This is a genomic window from Nostoc sp. UIC 10890, assembly GCF_054786515.1.
This window is the reverse complement of the sequence record NZ_JBSGKF010000003.1, coordinates 20739-40721: the sequence shown is the minus strand read 5'-3', so window position 1 is coordinate 40721 and position 19983 is coordinate 20739. Positions and strand designations below refer to the sequence as shown.

Annotated in this window: 18 protein-coding genes and 1 pseudogene; 7 read left to right on the top strand and 12 right to left on the bottom strand. The window is 40.8% G+C overall.

The window, feature by feature from the left end; genetic code table 11:
- Positions 1-9: 9 nt before the first annotated feature.
- Entirely contained in the window at positions 10-1716 is a 1707-nt protein-coding gene (gene mobV / locus ACWATR_RS31425; protein ID WP_460341554.1) for a MobV family relaxase, read from the bottom strand.
- A 1063-nt stretch (positions 1717-2779) separates the two neighbouring features.
- Between mobV and ACWATR_RS31420 the strand changes: the two genes are divergently transcribed.
- The 4 genes from ACWATR_RS31420 to ACWATR_RS31405 all read left to right on the top strand — a co-directional run bounded on the left by ACWATR_RS31420 (position 2780) and on the right by ACWATR_RS31405 (position 5691).
- A complete protein-coding gene (locus ACWATR_RS31420) occupies positions 2780-3280 on the top strand; it encodes a hypothetical protein (RefSeq protein ID WP_460341551.1) in 501 nt (166 codons plus the stop codon).
- Between the two features lie 2 nt (positions 3281-3282).
- The gene (locus ACWATR_RS31415) at positions 3283-4515 is read left to right on the top strand and encodes a hypothetical protein (protein ID WP_460341548.1); all 1233 of its coding nucleotides are present in this window, start codon (positions 3283-3285) and stop codon (positions 4513-4515) included.
- Positions 4516-4708: 193 nt separating this feature from the next.
- Positions 4709-5119: a hypothetical protein gene (locus tag ACWATR_RS31410; protein ID WP_460341545.1), complete on the top strand. Its 411-nt coding sequence runs from the start codon at positions 4709-4711 to the stop codon at positions 5117-5119.
- Positions 5120-5316: 197 nt separating this feature from the next.
- Complete coding sequence (locus tag ACWATR_RS31405; RefSeq protein WP_460341542.1) at positions 5317-5691, top strand: hypothetical protein; 375 nt, start codon at positions 5317-5319, stop codon at positions 5689-5691.
- 296 nt (positions 5692-5987) lie between these two features.
- On the opposite strand, the gene ACWATR_RS31400 is transcribed toward ACWATR_RS31405, so the two are convergent.
- Complete coding sequence (locus tag ACWATR_RS31400) at positions 5988-6518, bottom strand: hypothetical protein (RefSeq protein WP_460341539.1); 531 nt, start codon at positions 6516-6518, stop codon at positions 5988-5990.
- Between the two features lie 37 nt (positions 6519-6555).
- Between ACWATR_RS31400 and ACWATR_RS31395 the strand changes: the two genes are divergently transcribed.
- Together ACWATR_RS31395 and ACWATR_RS31390 are read left to right on the top strand one after the other, a co-directional pair.
- Positions 6556-11763, top strand: coding sequence for a hypothetical protein (locus tag ACWATR_RS31395; protein WP_460341536.1), 5208 nt, complete (start codon positions 6556-6558; stop codon positions 11761-11763).
- Between the two features lie 49 nt (positions 11764-11812).
- A complete protein-coding gene (locus ACWATR_RS31390) occupies positions 11813-11938 on the top strand; it encodes a hypothetical protein (protein WP_277926785.1) in 126 nt (41 codons plus the stop codon).
- Between the two features lie 80 nt (positions 11939-12018).
- On the opposite strand, the gene ACWATR_RS31385 is transcribed toward ACWATR_RS31390, so the two are convergent.
- The 10 genes and pseudogenes from ACWATR_RS31385 to ACWATR_RS31340 form a co-directional block, all read right to left on the bottom strand.
- Positions 12019-12321, bottom strand: coding sequence for a type II toxin-antitoxin system RelE/ParE family toxin (locus ACWATR_RS31385; RefSeq protein ID WP_460341532.1), 303 nt, complete (start codon positions 12319-12321; stop codon positions 12019-12021).
- On the bottom strand, positions 12321-12578 hold the full coding sequence (locus tag ACWATR_RS31380; RefSeq protein WP_190965425.1) for a type II toxin-antitoxin system ParD family antitoxin: 258 nt from the start codon (positions 12576-12578) through the stop codon (positions 12321-12323). The genes ACWATR_RS31385 and ACWATR_RS31380 overlap by 1 nt, the downstream gene beginning before the upstream one ends.
- A gap of 215 nt (positions 12579-12793) precedes the next feature.
- Complete coding sequence (locus ACWATR_RS31375; protein ID WP_190965191.1) at positions 12794-13084, bottom strand: hypothetical protein; 291 nt, start codon at positions 13082-13084, stop codon at positions 12794-12796.
- 10 nt (positions 13085-13094) lie between these two features.
- Entirely contained in the window at positions 13095-14054 is a 960-nt protein-coding gene (locus ACWATR_RS31370) for a ParM/StbA family protein (RefSeq protein ID WP_460341528.1), read from the bottom strand.
- Positions 14055-14470: 416 nt separating this feature from the next.
- A pseudogene (locus ACWATR_RS31365) lies at positions 14471-14803 on the bottom strand (hypothetical protein); the annotation flags it as partial.
- Between the two features lie 88 nt (positions 14804-14891).
- A complete protein-coding gene (locus ACWATR_RS31360) occupies positions 14892-15461 on the bottom strand; it encodes a hypothetical protein (RefSeq protein WP_460341525.1) in 570 nt (189 codons plus the stop codon).
- The gene (locus ACWATR_RS31355; protein ID WP_190944375.1) at positions 15461-16051 is read right to left on the bottom strand and encodes a ParA family protein; all 591 of its coding nucleotides are present in this window, start codon (positions 16049-16051) and stop codon (positions 15461-15463) included. The genes ACWATR_RS31360 and ACWATR_RS31355 overlap by 1 nt, the downstream gene beginning before the upstream one ends.
- Positions 16052-16843: 792 nt before the next feature.
- Positions 16844-17776 carry a P63C domain-containing protein gene (locus ACWATR_RS31350; RefSeq protein WP_460341521.1) on the bottom strand — a complete coding sequence of 311 codons (933 nt, stop codon included), beginning with the start codon at positions 17774-17776 and terminating at the stop codon, positions 16844-16846.
- Positions 17777-17799: 23 nt separating this feature from the next.
- Positions 17800-18234, bottom strand: coding sequence for a hypothetical protein (locus ACWATR_RS31345; protein ID WP_460341518.1), 435 nt, complete (start codon positions 18232-18234; stop codon positions 17800-17802).
- Entirely contained in the window at positions 18207-19511 is a 1305-nt protein-coding gene (locus ACWATR_RS31340) for an RNA-guided endonuclease InsQ/TnpB family protein (protein WP_460341515.1), read from the bottom strand. Before ACWATR_RS31340 ends, ACWATR_RS31345 begins: the two co-directional genes overlap by 28 nt.
- A 24-nt stretch (positions 19512-19535) precedes the next feature.
- Between ACWATR_RS31340 and tnpA the strand changes: the two genes are divergently transcribed.
- Positions 19536-19943: an IS200/IS605 family transposase gene (gene tnpA, locus ACWATR_RS31335; protein WP_334881810.1), complete on the top strand. Its 408-nt coding sequence runs from the start codon at positions 19536-19538 to the stop codon at positions 19941-19943.
- Positions 19944-19983: the final 40 nt, after the last annotated feature.

The following is a 19983-nucleotide window of genomic DNA, read 5'->3' as shown; positions in this document are numbered from 1 at the left end:
TTTTTGCAACTATAGCTCTAACTCCTCGTGTTTTTGTTGTGAGTACCGTTGTTGCAATTGATGGGAGAAATTGATTAACTGCGTATTCCAATCCCGACTTTCGCACTTGAGTTGAGTCGAGTGTGGCAGCAGTTCTTTAACAGCCCGTGCCACTGTTGGTTGACTAAAAGCTACCTGTACATGAGCCACATTACGTAATCTTTCAACAGGTAAATTTGAAGTGTCATCTACTGCCATGTAAACTGTTCTGTTTTCTGGTATTCCTTTAACCTGATATTCCAGCATGGCTACTGAAATGGTGTCAATAGGAGAGTCAGACAGTACGACAGTACTAGTTTGTTCGCTAGGCTTTTTCCCCAAAGTAAAGTAAAACCAGCTATCACGGCGAACTGTACCTAACTCATAACCAGAGAAATTATTAGCTGTCCCTTCTAAAAATGCTCCTTTGGTTTTTCCGTTGAGATCCCGCATCACAAAAACTACATTTGCTTTTGAGTCGGCATAAATTAGTCCCTGGTTATGTAACATTTGTACACAATCAGAGGGTATGCCTCGTTTCTGAGTTAGGTAATGTTCAACGCCTGACCAATTAGCTTTATCCTCAACAGGTGGGGTGAATTGGGGTGCTGGTTGAGTTTGGATAATGTCAGCCGTAACTTTTTGAGCATGAGCGATCGCTGCACGTTTTGCGCCGACTTCACCAAATCTTTCCCCTAGCCATGCGATCGCAGTTGTTTGGTTGCATTGATTAACGTGCTTGACTAAATCAATAGCACTGTTACCCCCTAACGAAGAACCATTGCCAAAGTCAGTAAATTGAGAGGCATCTATATTAATGATGTGGTTTCCTCCAACCCATTCATTCCCTTTACGCCACAGCCCTAACTCAATAGCAACATCATCTAAAGCTAAATCAGTTGACCATTTGGTAAGTTTTCGTAATTGTTGATTATCTTGTTCTAATTGCTCTATGCGCCGCCGTAATTGGTCATTCTCAAGTGAGAGAGCTTTGGCTGTAGCTTCCATCTCTTCCTTACGCTGATTCGCCCTGTCTCGGTCAGCAGCTTTGGCTAAAAGATGTTCTGCACTTAGCTCATCAACTTCTAAATCCCGCCCCTCCTCCACTATGCGGTAAAAATCTTTGATGTCCTGGTGCTTTGCTCTGCTTCCTTTAATACCGCGCTCCAACCCAATTAGCCGCATTGTCTGGTAGTACGAATCCTGAAACTCATGAATTTTCTGCCGCCCGTCAAAGAAATGATTGCACCGTAGCTGTCCCTTATCATCCAAAGGCACAAAATAAGCGTGAATATGGGGGGTGGCTTCGTCCAGGTGTAACTCGGCGCGGACAATGCGATTGCCATATTCATCCGCTAACCATTGGTGAGTCGCTTCTAGCCAATCATCCAACTTTTGTGGTTCATAGTAACCGGCATTAGTTAGGCAGTTGGGACGGAAATAACTGGGCGATGCACTCAACAGTAACTCCACGCAGTACACCGCATCAGTGCGAATCTTCCGCTTCTGCTCCGAGTCCCCTATCTTAGCTAAGACTAAATCCTCTAGTCGTTCTTCTGGGGCGAGGCTACCGATGAACCGAATATTTTTTTGAGTGGGATCTGCATTAGGGGTTTCTCTTTCTCGTGCGGTGTGAGATGCACTCCCTGATATGTTACCCCGCTTTAATTTTTTTAATCGCGCGATCGCGTATGCCATTTTTTATCTACACTAAAATTTGGAAATACAAGTTTTTGGGCTGACTGACTGAGAAACAAATATCACTCAAATTATTGCTGTTTTTTCTCGGTTTAACGCCTATTTTAAAGCCAAATCGCTCAAATGCGAAAATGGCCAAATAACCGTAGTGAGTACGACTATCTTAAGCCACCCTACAGCAGTTCTGAGGCATTTCACAGGCAATTCTCCCGCTATCCCCAAGATTCCCTTAGTAGCATAGTCACTGTTGACACAATTTCAGCCTAAATAGGTAACATCCGGCTTTCTGTGATTTGGACTAAAAAACCACGCAATAGCAAGGCTTTTGGGCTGTTTTACTGTCAATAAGTCTTGATTAATGAGAATTGATGGTCTGCTCACAGAATTTTTTGAGAATTACTCAAGGTTTTCAAAGCCAATTCAGAATTTTTTGAGAATTACTCAAGATTTTCAAAGCCAATTCAGAATTTTTGGGAGTTTTTGTAGTGCAAAATCAACAAGCTTGTAGTACACATTCTCAATAAGACCTAAGCTTATTGAGAATAAAAACATGGCGAAAAAGTGGCTGTAGCTGATTAATGATAAGGCTTTCAAGAGAATAAATGCAAAAACAGTGGACGGCCAAGAGGACAGAAAACGGCGTTTCTTGTCCTTTTGGCCGTCCAAAGGAAAGTCATGAAATCTAGATATTTCCAATTTTGGCTTGTGTGAGGACGGCCAAGAGGACAGAAAACGGCATTTCTTGTCCTTTTGGCCGTCCAAATTCATAGTATTTATTTTGACCAAAAGCGTACTTAAAAATCAAATAAACCCGACTTAAATAGTGTAGATTCAATATTTTGAAGGAATTGCGTTATGAAGTCTAAAAAAAATGATTAAATGAACAAGTAGAAATAAAATTTAAGCACTTCAAGATTGCTTCATAGATAAAAAAAGTGAAATTGAAGTTCCTCAAGACGAAAAGTGTTGAAACTAAATTTTAAGAAAAATAAAGTTCAGCAGTATTAAAAATAAAGTGTCATAATTTTCAATATCTGCATTACCTCTGTGAGAAGCATAAAATATGGCAGAGATAGAACAAATAAGAGTTTCGATTAAGCGCCCGAAAGATAGTTTAGATGGAAAAGTAGTTGGCTACATAAGGTCAAATCCATTTGGTTTAGAAGCAGATTATTCGCAAGTTATAACAGCAACGCTAAAAAACCACTGGCTACCTCTTGCCTTGTTTTCTTCGGGACTGAGGGGAGAAGAATTAAGACAGATTGGCATTTGGGCAATTAGTCAACTAGAAGCACAAATTAGTATGATTCGGAGAACTTGCGGGATAGCACCAGACCCACTAGTGGTGACATCAAATATATCAATGCAAGCATCAAACATAGTGGCATCAGATAGTCTATCTGTCTTAGGGATTACTTCAGGAGATGGGCAAATAAGTTCTACTGATGAGGAAGATGAAGACCATGAAGATGACGATGACGATGAATTTCTTGACTCGCAAAACTATCAAGAGATGACCGACATTAAGCGGATGTTTGGCTGGAACAACCAGAACGGGGGCTGAAGATGAATAAAAAGAATAATTCTAAAGACTACACAAAAGTTGCGATAACGATTGATTTAGGGACAAGTTTTCAGAAGGGGATAGCACAGATTTATCCAGATGGGGTTCCAATAGTTTTAGCAATGGAACCAGAAATAGCGGATTTAGGGGTAGAGTCAATAGAATATTTGTCAAATCAACTCGTACAAGATACGACGGTGTGGATAGGAATTGGGTCAGACTACTATGTCTTGGGAGCATTAGCCAAAAGTATGTTCGCGGGGACATCAGCTATTAGAGATTTAAAGTATCAATATGCCTTACCGAAAGTAGCAGCTATGTTATGGTTGGCAATTCGGCGGCTGGGAGTGAAAAACCCAGATATAGAGCTATATGTACATTTGTTGTTGCCAGTGGGAGAAGCTTCGGATGGGCAAACGCTCAGAGCAAAACTAGCACAGAACTTAAAAACAGGAATAATCACGCCAACAGGGAGGTTAAAAGCAAAACTGCGTAGCTTTGATGTCAGTCCAGAAGGGGCGGGTATCATGGCATATCGCAGTCGCAACGTCAACATAAACTATTTCCAAAAGAGTATAGGAATGCTGATGTTAGGCTATCGTAATGCCAGTTTTATCCTGTCGCACAAGGGGAATGCAATAAAAGCTGAATCTACAGATTTAGGGATGAATTGGGTAGTGCATCAGTTTGTAGAACGTACTGCTGTAGGTTTATCAAAAGATGACTTACGCCTAATTTCAGCTTTAGCCGAAACCACGAATAACAATTTTGATGCACTGCGGTTTCTATCGCGCAAAACCAAAATTGAAGAAATCAATGCTGATGTAGAGTTGTTTTGTCGGATTTTACCGATAGTTCGCAAAGAGTACTGCCGTGCTTTATGGCGCTGGTTGAGAAATATTGCTCAAATGGATGAAATTTTAGTTTGTGGTGGGACAGCATCCTTTGTACGCCAAGAGCTAACCGAACATTTTGATAGTGAAGGCATTCCCATTTGTTGGAATGGCGGAATGGAACTACCTAAATATTTAGACACAATGGGATTAGGTGATAGGATAGCCGATGCTTGGGCATCCCATATTAGCCATATCAAGTTTTTGGATCATGAATTGAGCTATGACCGCCAAGACAAACCCCTAGTTCCTGATTATTATGTTCAACCATTCAAGAGTTTTAAACCGGACATGGAGATTTGGCAAAGGAACGGTTATATCACTACAAGTCTTGGGATTTAGATTAGTTTGCATTTGTACGACAACTGTTGCGACTAATGCTGTCTGATGTTAGACAGACATTCTGTCTAACATCGCCAAAGCTAACAAATGCAAGGGTTTGGCTTTGAATGGTGTTTCCCTCCGCTTAATCAACAATTGCTCAAGATTGTTGGCTCAAACAATAAACGCGAATAATTAACCTTAGTCAATTGATATGTCAGAAACGACACAATTACAAGTACAAGAATTAGCCCACTTCGCCCAAGAACAAGACTTTAATCAGCAATATCGTCAGTATTTTGGCGATGTCTGGGACGAAGTTGGAGTTAGAGATATCTCCAAAATGACCATCCAAGATGCCGAGCAAACTTTGAAGGTACTAGCTGATAGTGAAGCATCTCCCCAATTCATTAAATCCCTACTAGCACAAGCAGCAATTGATGGTGCTACACCGCAAGTTTTAGAGTATTTTCTCACAAGCGACATTGACGGCGATGGACGGACTTTGGCTGAGGAAATATTTCAGGATGGGACGAACCCACTAGAGCCGGATACACCCCAACCATCACCCAAGGCACAGGTTTTATCTCCATCTCCAACAGAAGATTTGGACTGGGCAATATAGCATATATCCTCAAACTTTACTAGCAACCTGAGTTTTGATTTTTTCAGTACTCAAGTTGCTAGTTCTTTTTAGAAAGCATATCTAAACTTCTTAAGTTAGGTATAAGTTCCATTTTTCAAAAAGCACACTAGGGTGTAATTGACTTATCAATTACACCTGTTCCCTCAACTAACTCAACAAATAAAGAAGGCTATAGTATGACTATATTAGGTATTAATAGACCTTTAGATACAACCCAGGCAAAACTGTGGGATGAGCGCGATTTGTCTACAAGCGATCGCCGCCGAGAGCATCTAGAAATTCTCCTGTGCCAGAAAGTACAAATAGGTGAAGACCCCGCCTTATGTAAACAAGTGTTGAATTATTTGTATTTCTCGGCATTTCAACAGAATCTGAATCGCATTACTGTCCAAAAGGAGAAAGAAAAGTCGGTCTTTGCATCCGTACAGCAAGTGATTATTACGTCCTTTGCTATTTTAGGAATGTTTGCGTTCCTTGCCGCCGCTTCCAACAAGTCAGTTGTGCGATCGTCTGGGGTAATCCCTCCAGCTATAGAACGCCTTGCCAATTAACCAAACAATTCGCTTTTTCGCCCAGCAGACAACGGAAGACCAACTGCAAGTGTATATGTGGGCTGAAGTAGTCAGAGAACACTCGGCATTCAATTCACTGCACATATTAATCATTACACCCTTTGCCATTTTAGGAATGATTGCCTTTTTTAACGGGGCGTTTCGCTCTGCCAAACCATCGGCTGCTGCTAACCTGCCTGCTGTTCAAGCTCATGAAAAGGATGTTACTAAAAAGCTGAAAGCTCTGTTTGATAATGCTTTCAGCTTGTATTATCACTCGTTCTGCTTCGGCTCACCTAAAATGCTGTGTCCTTGTCGAAAGGCAAACTGTCTTCCGGCTCAAAGTTACGCAGGTCTTGCTCCATCTGCTGCCGACGTTGAACGTATGTTTTGCTGGCATACATTCTGCTATTCATTTCTTGTTGACCGAAGTTGATGCCTTGTTCTGCCTTTTTTGCAGAAACTTTGTTGTAATCATCAACTTCAATTTTCTTGCGTCGCTCCATCTCTTCAAGCCATCCCTCACTGATGCCCTTGTCTAGAGCTTCTTGAACGTACTTAGGGTTAAGAGAACCGTCTGGGTTAAACTGCCGCTTTTCTTCTGCTGTAAAGAAATCGTAGGCAGTGTAAACAGGCCACGCCTCTGGGTCGGTTTCATCTAAATGCTTCCACTCATCATATTTGATTTTTAACCTACGGGCATAGTCATCAATGGCTTCTGGAATCATTCCACTAGACAACATTTCAATTCTTGCCTCATTTTTTAAAGTCCCATCTGGGTTGAACTCCTTCTTATGCATATTTATCCAACGTTTAATTCTCGACATATAAAACCTCCTAAAAATTACAAATTATTAATAATTTATGACACTAGAATTCAAACACTTTGATACTAGACTAAATCAGTGGATTTATCCAGATGCCAATAATAAAAATCCTGAGTCAATTTTAGCTGAGAAGTTAGACAACACACTACTTGAATCTTACTTTCCTGAAAAAAAATTCTCATTTGGACATATTGATGAGTACAGTAAATCAGAAGACTTAAAAAATCATCCAGATGGTCATGTTCTTCTGTTATCTTCAAAGACACGTTTATTATATGGGCCACCAGAATGTTTAGAAGTAATCGAAAAACTTTGTCCAGACCGTAAAGACCGTGGTGCTTATGGCTCTATCTTTCTAGGTTCGTGTAGGGATACCATTAGTGAAAAATTAAATATTCTAGTAGTAGATGATTCGACCGATGCAAAGGGAAAAAACGGAGGAATCCTTGACAACGAGGTTGCTTGGAAACTGGTAGGGGATTGTTATGGGCAAATTTCAACTGAATTATATGATAAGTTAACCAAAAGAGAAGAACAATCAGACAAAAGTTATCGCGTAATTCAGCATCGCTTCGGCTGGAAAGAAGGGGATGGAGAAGATACTGAATATCGTTTTGGCAAGGGAACATTAAGACCATACGACTTAAAAGAAATAAAGTATGCTAACCCCAATAACACGCCTAAAATAGACCTGATTATCCCCATTAGTAGCTTTAAGGGTACAGACAAGGATAAGCCTGGAAGCCCATCTAAACCTCAAATTGAGCCAGGATTATATCAGCAAACTATTTGGTTGGGTGAAAAGGTACAATCTCAAAAAGGTAAAACTGCCATATCTCAATTATTGGCATCATTTCCTCAAGGTATTAAGGATTTTGCAGAAGAATTAGAGGTACAAGCCCAAAAGCTAGCAGAAGCTCAAGATGACCCTAGAATTGTTGCACAACTGTACTGTGAAAACTACGAAAAGCGAAAAGAATTTTCAGAAGAGCAAAAAGAATCTTTAGGACAAGAAATTATTGAATCAGTTAAAACTGATACTTTAAGTAAACAAGTAGAGAATAATTCTGATGAAGACTTAGAGCTAAACGATGAATCAGATGAATCTCAGAAAGATGATATGTTCATGTACAAACTCATCAAAGCTGATTTACTTGGTCATCAACAATTACTAGAAACGGAAAAGGTAAAACAAGAGTTGAATCGGTTTATACAAAGTCAGTGGCGTGATATTGCAGTTGGCAAGACACTAACTTTTGACCGAGGAATGATTATCCCTTCCAAAGAACTTAAGAATGGCGAAATTTGTGTGACTTGGATGGATGAAAATGAAAAAATATTAAATTTTCGTTCTCCCTTTCTTAATTCTAACGGTCTGTGTGTTTCTAATAACAAATATGTTGAAGACCGCCTAGCTCCAGATGGTACAGACTTACAAGGAATTATTGTAGTCAATGATGAAGATCACAAACGCATACTTGCTCGGATTGAAGCGTTAGAAGCCCAAGGTATTCAACACAACGAAGTTAATCCCGTCGAAACCGAATCAGAACGCCAAGCACGAGACTACGATGGTGACTGCATTGGTGTAGCAAGAGCTAGCTTATACCCTAACCTGACAGCAGAGGCAGAGCAAAGAAATCTTCCCAAAAACGCCTATTCGCCCACGGTTAAGCTCAAAAAACAATCATTTTATGATCCCACCGATGGAACCCAGCCTCCATTTGAAAAAATCGCTATCCACATGAGCGATAGCATCAGCGTGGGCATAATCAACAATCAAGTGACAGCACTGGAGGCATTAGAATCAGAAATTGAGGTACTAAACACTTATGGTACTTTTGAGCAGAAATCAAATTATTTAGACCAAGTTTCTAACCATTACGAAACCCTGTTTGAGCAAGAACGCCAGAAAGATCCAAAGTTAATTCGAGAAGAATACAAGCCTTATATGCAAGGGGTTGTTGAAATTGCTCATTCTCAAAGAACTCCCGAAATTATCCAGCAAGCAATGGACATTAACCGTCAAATGTACCGGAGCATGATTGAAGAAGGATGTTATCAAAACCAAATAGCGGTTGATTTATTCAAAAGTGCTAAAAAACCTGAGATGGATAAAATCAGGGAAAACAGCCGCTACTTGTATCGTGATGTTAATTATATTAAAGATAAGAAATCTTCGTCAGTTTATTTAAACACGGGGATAACGCCAAAGGGCTACTCACCAGTAGAATTATTGATTAGCCAAACCAATAAATATTTCCAAGAATCACAGTTAGAATCGCGTCCCATCGTCCAGTTTAAAGACTTATTCAAAGGAGTAGAATTTACACCACAACAAAAATTTGCAGCGATCGCCGCGAAGTACGAGTTCGATCTGAAATTCAACGCTGCGGTACGGATGTCTCAACGGCGTGAAACTGAGAAAGGGCCATCCGCAATTGTGCAAACTCCACAGGGAACGCAACTGGAAATTACCAACCTCACCCGCTACGGGCATCCTCTGATTTGGAAAGCCCAAACGTTGAACATTCGCTTAGATGAAATAAGAGAGAAATTCAGAAGTTTTGAACGCCCGCACCGATTATTAGCAGTTGCACAGATAGATGGTGAGGTTGGGTCAGATGGAAAACCCGCTTACCGCAACCTGGGGACAGTTAGCCAACAATCTGTAACTGACCACAACCTCAAGGCGGGGATGACCATGCAGGGAGCTAAACTCTTAGAACTAAAACCAGAACTTACTAGAAGCCAAACTAAACTACTCTTTGCCAAGGCTTATGAAACGGCAGAAGCATTTTACACGAAGATCCCAGAGTCAGAAAAACTTGCATCCGCCGCCGCCGCTTGGAATATCTGTGCATCCCGCCAAGATGAACTTGAAGTTGCAAGAAAAGAAAACGCAAATCCCCAAGCGATCGCTAAAAAAGTCTCTAATTTTGCTTTCGCTGCTTTCCCCAATGAGATTATCTCTCGCTTAGATAAATTGCAATTTACTGAACCGAAGTTAGTCACACTGAATAATGAAGCGAATCAATTTTTGGGTCGAGACTGGAATCCCACCGAAAAACACCCGATAGAAATTAGAGCTAGTCACCACCCAGTCGGACATGAGCGCCATGTTTCCAGGCTAATGTTTGTCCAGGATAGTGACGGCGAATATAAGGAATTCGCCATGCTCGAAACCAGAACCGCACAGCTTCCCATTGGAACGAAAGCGCTCTCTTGTATGGTTGGGGTAGAACCTGCCACAGCATCAGCAACTATTGGACTACCAGGAAACGAGCCGGTTGAAATTACTATCCGTGAACTCAAGAACTTCTCTTATGCAGGACTTGTTTTCAACGCCGAATCGGTCAACTTAGAATTTGGCACTGTGCCGATTCCTGATAAAACAGTAAAAATCAAAATTGATGCTTTGACCCTGGGTGAGTTAGACAGTGATTCTGCCCAACAGTTAAAAGAAATTAATTATCTTAAAAATGGTAATCCCCTAAAATTAAAGCTCACGTCAATTTCTGAGACAGGAGATCAAGCTTTTGTCCTGGGTGAGTCTCCCAATGGAAATCTCCTCAAAATTAATAAAATTAACTTCTATGATTTTTCTGGTCAGACATTCAATGATCAAGATTACCGAAAACTGACTATCGAAACCTCAGCTTCTAAAACTAGAGATGCTGCGTTTTTGAATGGTGAACCCTTGGGAGTATTGCACTTTAAAAAAGACAAAGACGCGCTCAGACAGCTTGGACTGCTCAAAACCGGAAAACTAACACCCGCACCCACTATTATTGAAAGTAATTTCTCTGTTATTTGCGCTCAAATTGACCCTAATACCGTTGAATATCCTACTATTTGGACGAAGGAATTTCAGGCTTTTGGGACTCAATCAGTTAATTCTGAAGAACAAGAGATGATTGAGAGTAGTACGAAAATTCTCCATCATATTAAAGAGCGTCCTACTTTCTTATTTTCGACAGAATCAAACAAAAAACTTGGAGTCATGGGCTTGGCTGTTGACAATCAGAAAGCTGAAACTGTGACTAAATGGTTAACTGCTCAAAAAGTTGAATGTCAGCAAGTACCAACAGAAGATGTTATCAGGGAAACTAAAAAAGGTCTAGCAGTATTTAACTTAGTCAGTAGTTCAATTCCCCCCAAAACTTTGGAGAGCATGACCAAGAAATTCGGGGCTGTGATTGAATCAAATAGTGGCTATCAACAAAGAGTTAATTCCCTCGCCACACGACCGCAGTTTTTGAAACCACCAGAACAAACAGCGCAATCTCCGCCTCAACAAAGCGCTCAATTCCACCCAAACCAAGAGGTTCAAAATATCGCTCCTCCTGTCATCAAAGGCAAACCGATTCCGATGAACTACCCTTTAATGATGCATGGTGACACCAATCCAATACCAGTAAACACTTGTATTGATGCGATGAGAGGATATGGTCGAACTCACACTACTAGAGCTTATGAGCCTTACAAACAGTATGGATTTAAGGAGGGCGATATTGCTCTGGCAACAGGCATTGGTAAGCAAGTCGCCTTTCGAGTCGGTAAGCAGTATCAAATCACACCTGATATGATTGCTGACCCCGTTTATCAACAGCAATGGGCTGACATGGAAAAGCACTCACCCAAAGCATTACCAGAATTGTTCACGGAAAAACAGCAGGTGTGGGGACTACATCTAGAGCCATTGGGGGATTATGTGGACGGGAAAATAGTCCCGTTTCCTGAACCACAAAACAGAGCCTCACCTAATCAAGAAGTCCAACCTCAATCAGTTACCATTGATGATTTAAGAAATTGGTACAATGCCGCAGATAAGTTAGGGAAGTCGGAGAATTACAAAAAACGCATTGTAGAAGTGGCTAATCGGTTTAAAGCTGGTGAGCAATTATCAGCCGAAGCCTTGACAGTAATGAATCAAGATACATTTGAGCTTGAAAGAATCAGTCGGCTGACTCAAATTGCTCAAAGAATTGGCATGGTTTGGGGTAAGTCTAATGAAAATGGCACTCAAGTCCAAGGAAAGATTTATGACTTGGCTTTCAATACCCAGCAGAGGGATTTAACTATTTCGCAGAAAAATGGAGAGGTAATTTTAAACTTGCAATCTGGCAAGGTGCAGACTAATAAAGTAACTCCACAGATATTGCAAACTTTTGAGTATGCTAATACTCAAATTGATAAAATACTAGCTAAATCTCAAACACAACAAATAGACATACAAAGATAGATTTATCCTAGAATAGCCTTTTTAAGCAATAGAAAAGGAGGACAGCACTATGGAGACGGCTAATTTAGAGCAAGCACAGGTTTCTTATAATCAAGGTCTGGCACATCTAAAGTCAGGCAATTTAGATGCAGTTATCGAGTGCTTTAGAGCAGGGTATACAGTCAGCCAACTGTAAGGATGTTCAAAACTGATTTTTTCGCAAGTAATAAAGAGAAAGCAGGAGTGTTGGCAAAAATCTAACTATTGAAGAATGACTTACTCATCATCTTCTTCAAAAACGCTTTGAATGTCTCTTGCCCCATGTATAACACGAATAACTTCAATCCCTTGGTTTATAGAACGGTAGAAAATTAGATAATTCCCTACTGGAAAACTTCGCAGATTTGGTGCTAAGGAATCGCGTTTTCTTCCCATACCTGGGTTTGATGCCAACATTTTGAGCTGACTGTCTATTTTTTTTAGAAGCTGATCTGCTTTATCAAAGCTGTCACTGGCAATAAAATTCCAAATATCCAATAAATCAGCTTGTGCTAACGGTTTTATAAGAATTGTCGCCATTATGGGGATTCTCTCGTCTGCCGTTGTTGTTTCGCCAATTCGATAATTTCATCCATGTTTAGCGGTGTAGATTCTCCGCTATCAATCCCCTGCTGTATCTCCCTACGTAACTCGGCAAGGCGTATTGCTTTGAGGGCATCCTGCTCTTTGAGCAGCCGCAGACCTTCACGGATCACTTCACTAGCCGAAGTGTACATACCGCTTTCAACTTTGGATTGCACCCACTTTTCCAGTTCTATGGTCAGAGAAACGTTCATCTGCTACCTCTTGATAGGCTCATAGCAATAATCCTACCGGGAATAACAAAAAATGTCCAACTTTGTTATTACTGGAGTTGAATAATGCCCAAGTAAGAAAATTGGCGTTGCAAAAATTATTACATTAATTGTTACAATTGAGGGATACAGTTGAGGTCTGGCAAAGCTTTCAGGGCTAATTCCCCTTCTTTAGCGTTGCCAACTTCCTGTGACGGTTACAAATCAAAATCAAGGCTGAATGTTTCTCCTGAAGAATCCTCTTCTTTCTCGTCTGCAAATGGAGTTTGAGTCCAAGACGTGAGTTGGTTTGATTCAGTATTAATAGGTGAGGAAGGTAAAAGTTGTGCAGGTAATCCAGCCTTGATGAAAACAAAATAGCAATCAACTATAAAGTAAAGCGTGTCCAGGTAACTTTTATCTAGTTTTTGCGATTCTGCAAATATGCGCTCTCGGTAATTATCTTTGAGGCGAACTTTTTCCGGTGCTAAGTCTTTTTTATCTGCCATTGTTATAACTTCACTTAAGAGATGTAGTAGTTGGGTTCTTGGCAAAAATAGTTTTTGCCATCTCTAAAAGCCCAGAGACATTGGCTTCTACCGGATTGTCCAGGATTTTGAAGCCGTTTTTCTCCAACAGCTTCTTAAATCCTGGTAAGAGACAGCCTCCACCAATCGCCCAGATTTCATCTCCCTGGTGCTTGGCATCCAGTGTCAGATTCACCACTTTCTTCAAGTATTTTTCATACCAATCTTTCAAACAAGCGCTGTATATATCTTTGATATCGATGTCACGACTGTATCGAGTATGCCCCATTTCCAAACAAAATCGGATTTTGGATGGATCTCCGATTTTTCCACCATTTAGATGTTTCATTTTTTGGGAAATATCATCGATGAGAACTTCTACTCCTATGGGGTAAGCAGTGTGAACTTCTCGCTGACCCCGGTTGTAACGAGAATACAAAGTCGTACCATTGCCAAAGTCTAAAATGGTTAATTTTTTGGGTAGTGGATGCCCAAACAATGCACCCATTCCCTCTAGTACAACTTTCAGAACTTCTACTTTCACGTCTGATTGTTTGCCAGCAAGTATTGGCTGATATTCTCCATTGAGTACTTTTTGTAATTCTTCAGCCAGACCAACATCATGTAAGCTGACGACTAATTTTAAGTGCCAAGCTTTACGGTGTGGTAGATGCGCCAATGCACCCAATAAAGTCAATAATGCGTTGTTGACTTTATTTTCATTATTGTCTGTGTTGCGGTCAAAATAATTCCCTGTCCGGTAAGCAGATTCTCCAACTGTATAAGCAGTACCGTTAAAAACTACACGCCCTGGCACATCTTCCATCTCGGCATTGGTTATATAACTGGGTACACGAATTACTTCAAACCCTTCGACTAAAAGTTTGAGACTTCCGTAACCGTTATCGAAACCCGCAGGAAAAATTTTTTGCGACGTGTGAATGTTTGACATCTGCTCCAAGTAATACACTTTAATTTGTGAAAATTATCTGTTCAAGGGATCTGCAAGAGCAAGAGAAAGAAGAATAAAATAACTTCCCCTTTTTTGCCTAATCTCAAGAGCTTATCATAACCCCTTGGGGGCTAAATGGGGTACAAAATATTAACCAGTCAAATATACCCCATTTAGCACCTATATATACCCTATATAGGGGTTAAAATGTCACCAAAGGCTTGAACTAATATTGGGGTATATATAGCCCCTATATAGCCCCCATCAGGAATTTTTGAAATCTTTTTTATCAACGCAGCAGAAATTAAATTAGATCGTTGTTGACTTTTTGATTTATACTTTACTGTCAATAAGATTGTTGAAAAGCAATTCAGTCTTGATCTCTAACTTCTTGCTGAATACGTAATTTAGGGTCACTACTTGCTTACAGGTTCAGCTTTCTCAACTGAATTATCATTAACACCCAAAGTCAATTCCAAAGGAGTTCTTTCTGGGTAAGCTTTTACCACTTGTCGATAAACTTCATAGTTAGTAGGTAGCGTGTTCTGAGAATTACCCACTCCATAGGTCAGTTTGTACTTTATATCTTTGATCAATTCAGGTTTACCTACCTCTTCTTGAGGTCTTTTTTGTTGTTCAACTTCATCAACACTTGGCCGCAACGGTAAAGTAGGCCACCATAATCCTTGGTCATATAGGCCAACAACTGCTCCTGGCGGTTTCAATCCATTTGGATTCACCACTGAAGTATTCGTTCATGTTTCAATGTTTTGCTTAAAGATTAGAAATGAAAGACTTCAGAATTTTGCATACGCAAAAATATGAAATTTCAGTTTTTCATCTATCTGATTTACTAGATTTTTGCTTTTTCAGCCATGTTCCTAATAGTTCTTCTACTAAATCGCTTACAGGGCGCGGTGTTCGCTTTCTCAATTCTTTTCTTTCCTCTGCTAAGACATCTTGAACTTCTAATAACATATCCAAAGGAATATATGCAGAAATTTGAGTATAGTTGGGATTGCTCCGACGACCAGCAGGCCGTCCTGGCCCACGCTTTTCATCTTGAGGTACAGTTTTATTTTTCTGAGGCAGGTTGCTTTTTGTTTTCTTTGCTACAACTGGTTGAAGCTTCGTTGCCTCTGGTATCTCTTTCAAGCCTTTCTCTGTTTTCTCTGTTACATCTGTTTGTAATAAACTAGCTTGTTCTATTTCTTGCTCCTGAAGTACTTCTTGTGGTTCAAGTACTTCTTGTGGTTCAGGTACTTCTTGTGGTTCAGGTAATTCTTGTGGTTCAGGTACTTCTTGTGGTTCGAGCGATTCTTGTGGTTCAAGTGGTTCTTCTGTACGCTGTTCTCGCAATGCTCGAAGGCTTGCAAAGCGACCACCTGCTGGTTTTTCTTGTGTCATTAGACCATTATCTCCTTTCCAAGTTCTTCATACCCAGCCCAAGCAGCATCTGCTCTTGGGTCAGGGTAATCTTTGACGATAACACCCTCTAAAGGCGCTCTCTCAAAGGCTACTAGGCGCTTAATTTCGGCTTTAAAAATAGGAATATTTTCAGCTAAAAGCATTTCTTTTGCCTCCTTCCCAGACTGGCTTGGTGGTGGTGGAACCATCGTTAGTAAAACTTTAAAATTGGATTTCATCTGGTGCAAGATTTCAATTGTTCTTAAAAGAGCATCCAAATCTAAAGCTTTTGGTGTCGTTGGCAAGATAAGAAGATCACAAGAGTCAGCTAGCTCTTCAAGGTCTTCTTTGGTTGGTCGGGCTTGGGTGTCAATTATAATATGCTCAAACTGACGAATATATTTAGGCATCTGAATATCAGTAACTACCTTGAATGGTAGTTTCCCTGGTGCAGCCCATGTCATAGCAGAACGGTTCTGATCACCATCAACAAGTAAAGCTGCCCCCTTTCGGTTTAAATAAGCTGCTAAGTGAACAGCCGTTGTTGTCTTGCCTACTCCACCTTTGAAACTAGCTACTGTAATAATCACTATTGGTTCCTTTTGCTGAATTAGAGCTTAGACTTATAGCGTATGTTAGCGAAATAGTGAAATTATACAACTTTAAAAATTTAGTTTTTCATAGTTTCAGCATTTTGTAGTTTCGCGTATGCAAAATTCTGGTATAGCGAAACTCTGAAAAATCAAAGCTCCATATTGCTGGAATGTCGTTATAGGGTTTTCTCAAGCCGAGGTTACACAATGATGTTATTTTCGCGTATGCAAAATTCTGGTATAGCGAAACTCTGAAAAATCAAAGCTCCATATTGCTGGAATGTCGTTATAGGGTTTTCTCAAGCCGAGGTTAAACAATGATATTATTTTCGCGTATGCAAAATTCTGATATAGCGAAACTCTGAAAAATCGAAACTCTATATTGCTGGAATGCCGTTATAGGGTTTTCTCAAACCGAGGTTAAACAATGATATTACTTTCGCGTATGCAAAATTCTGATATAGCGAAACTCTGAAAAATCGAAACTCTATATTGCTGGAATGCCGTTATAGGGTTTTCTTAAACCGAGGTTAAACAATGATGTTATTTTCACGTATGCAAAATTCTGATATAGCGAAACTCTGAAAAATCGAAACTCTATATTGCTGGAATGCCGTTATAGGGTTTTCTTAAACCGAGGTTAAACAATGATGTTATTTTCACGTATGCAAGATTCTGATATAGTGAAACTCCATATTGCTGAAATGCCATTTTTGCAAAAAAATTTATATAAGCTCACACACAAGATTGCGGTAAACCGTTGTCAGCTTACCGCAGAACTCACACTAACTATTCCACATTCCAACCATCAAACAGATTAGGCTGATCAATTCCGTACTGCCTCTGCACCAGCCGCCTCAGTTCTGCCACCGATTTAGCCGACTTCATCAGAACTAGGACTGATATCACGTGGGGAGATAATCTCTCCTTTGTTTCTTTCGACAGCATTTGGTGTATTTTGTACTTTCTTCTCCCGTTAGGCAAAATTGGATTAACAATATCGAGCTTGGCTTTTTCTTCTGGAGTCATCCAGTTGTAGACAAACTCCCAATAGTATTTACCATTTTGTATGTGCCTCTTATGCAGCTTGCTTATCCGTGCTAGATTCTCCTCAAATTCAGTCTCGAAAAGTTTCGTCCAAGGGCGGGGCGTATCCAAGATGCGAGAATCATCGATGCGTCGTTGTTCAACTGTCCGCGACTCTCCCCAGACTTGATCGAATCTGCTAGTGAGTGAGTCTTCAGACAAGGCATCTATTAGCTTTTGAGCTTGTGTATTTCCTTTCGTGTCGAAATAGCGCCAAATTATTCTGGCATCCTTTACTGATATAGTTTCAGCACGGGTTCCCACGCCATTGACGGTATATTCCGCAAAAAGGGTAACATGATTTAGTCCTTGTCCTACAAGCTTTTGATAGACTTTGGGTGCTTTAAAAGGTAACGTGATTAGCCAGTTACGATTGATACTAATGGTTGAAAGGATTTGATTTTGAGACATGCGGTACTCTTCCGTCTCAACAATCCTAATGGCATCAAACCGATAGTTGCCGATGTACAACTCAACGGCTTGGGCGGCTGCAAATTCTTTCTTAGCCATGATTGCTTTCTCCACAAAAATTTCATCAATTTCTCGCGGAGCGTTTGCATGGTAGATTGCACTTCCTTTGGTGTTATCATCGCTGCCCAATTTGTGAAAGTAAAAAAGACCCAGATTAAATGTCATGCCTGGGTCTTTGAGGTTGGGAATTATCCCAAGATTTCAATCACAGCCGCTAGAATAGCTGGCGCTTTATCTGAAACCGGAATGAACACCCGCTTTTTCCAGTTGATGATCTCGGTGAAGCAACCTACAGCTAAGAGTCGCTCTGCCAGTGAGATAGCATTAACCAGTTCTATGCGAGGTTCATTAGCAACGAAAGAACGTCGCAAGGTTACACCACCTGGCAACTGCTGTGTATATCTCTCGTTGAGTACCAGCTTCACAAGTTCTTCTGGAGAAAGCAGCTGGTTCCTGAGTCCAAGTTGTTCGCGCACGGTTTGAATGTCGTGAGCATTCACCACCCGACCGAGAATCTTTTGTCCATCGCTGGTTTGCAAGCGGAAGACTCGGCTATTGTGCTGTGGCAGGATTTTCCAGGTGACAACTCTCACCGCTAACTGCAAGCAGTGTAGCGGGAGCATCTCAGATTCACAAATGAGACTTGCTGCTTCATAGGCTGGGTATCCCCTAAGCCTCCACAGCCAGGAATCGGTAGTCCAACCGACCCACGCTTTAACACGGCAGTCGCTCCACTTGGGGAAACCCCAAGACCGCGCTGCCTCAAATTCATTGCGCTGTTCCAATCGCGGTCAATGACTAATCCACAAGAACAACTATGAACGCGGACGGACAAAGTTTTCTCGACTCTTTCGCCACAATTTGAACAATTAATACTTGTCCCTCTAGGGTCAACTCCAAGTGTCAGCTTGCCGCGTTTTACCGCTACTGCTTGCATGATTTCCAGGAATGCACCCCAGGCAACATCAAGTATCGACTTAGCTAATCGTGTTCTAGCTAAACCTCTAATGTTCAAGTTTTCAAAAACAATCAAGTCATAAGATTTAACCAACCAATGAGCGACATGATAGTGAAACTCTTTTCTTTGTCTCGCAACGTGCAAATGAGTCTTTGCAACCTTGCTAGATTGCTGACTGTGATTCTTAGACCCTTTGATTTTACGAGCAAGTTGCCGTTGCTGACGGGCTAATTTTGATTGTGCTTTACGGTAATACTGCGGTACTTCAATACTTTGTCCATCAGCAGTAGTTAAAAATTTCTCCAGACCGACATCTATACCTGTGGCAGACTTAATTTTATCAACAGATAAAGAATCAGGTACAGTTTTATCCTCAAGAGAAAAACTCACATACCACCCATCAGCTTTACTTAAAATTGTTGCTTGCTTAATCTCAAATCCTTCTGGAATTGGTCGATGCAAGATAACATCAATCTCACCAATCTTGGACAGCTTGAGAGTATTACCTGTCAGATGTGCGCCAGCTTTTGGTGAATTAACGCGAGGAAATGTAAAAGAACTTATATCACCACGCTTTTTAAAACGTGGTCTTCCTCCCCTTTTACCCTTTTTGTCAGGTGTTAACCATCGTTTCCACGCCTTGTCCAACCGCATTAAATTTTGTTGTTGGCAGTCGGCGTAGATGTTTCTGTAATTAGGAAATAGCTCTTTAGTCCGCTTGAGGTTGCTTGCTTGTGTATAGTAATCTGCTTTGTCTGGTATCTCCCCAATTGGTTCAGAAACTAAGCTACATCGGTCAATTTGTGACCTTGTGCGCCTTAGCCAGTCCAATCTTTCCCCTAGTGCGTAGTTCCAATGACGACGCAGCAACTCGCCCCAAGTCTCAAGAATGACAACTTGTTCGGGAGTAGGGTTGAGTTTGAACTGATAAGTTAGTAGCATATAGTCATAATACCATTTGGTGGCATGACTTACAACATAGGACACAGAGCAGTTTATAGCCTTAATATTCATTTAGTGCTTGTCACTAAATATCGGAGGAAGGTTATCAACCAAGCAATGCTCAAACGACTGCAAGAAATATTTGAAAACACCTGTACTAAGTGGAGAAGCAAAGTTACGGAATTCAACGCAGAATCAGACCATGTTCACCTGGTTATCAGTTACCCGCCGGATGTGGAAGTCAGCAAGCTAGTGAACAACCTAAAAACAGTGTCTAGTCGTTTAATTCGCAAGGAGTTCAATGAACACGTTGATCGGTTTTACAGTAAACCAGTCTTTTGGACAGGTGCATACTTTGTCGCCTCGTGTGGAGGTGTTACCCTGGAACAACTTAAATCTTATGTTGAGAAACAAAGCAGTCCTGATTGCTGATTTCGGGGGGATTGACCCCCACTCAATCAGCCCTTTTATC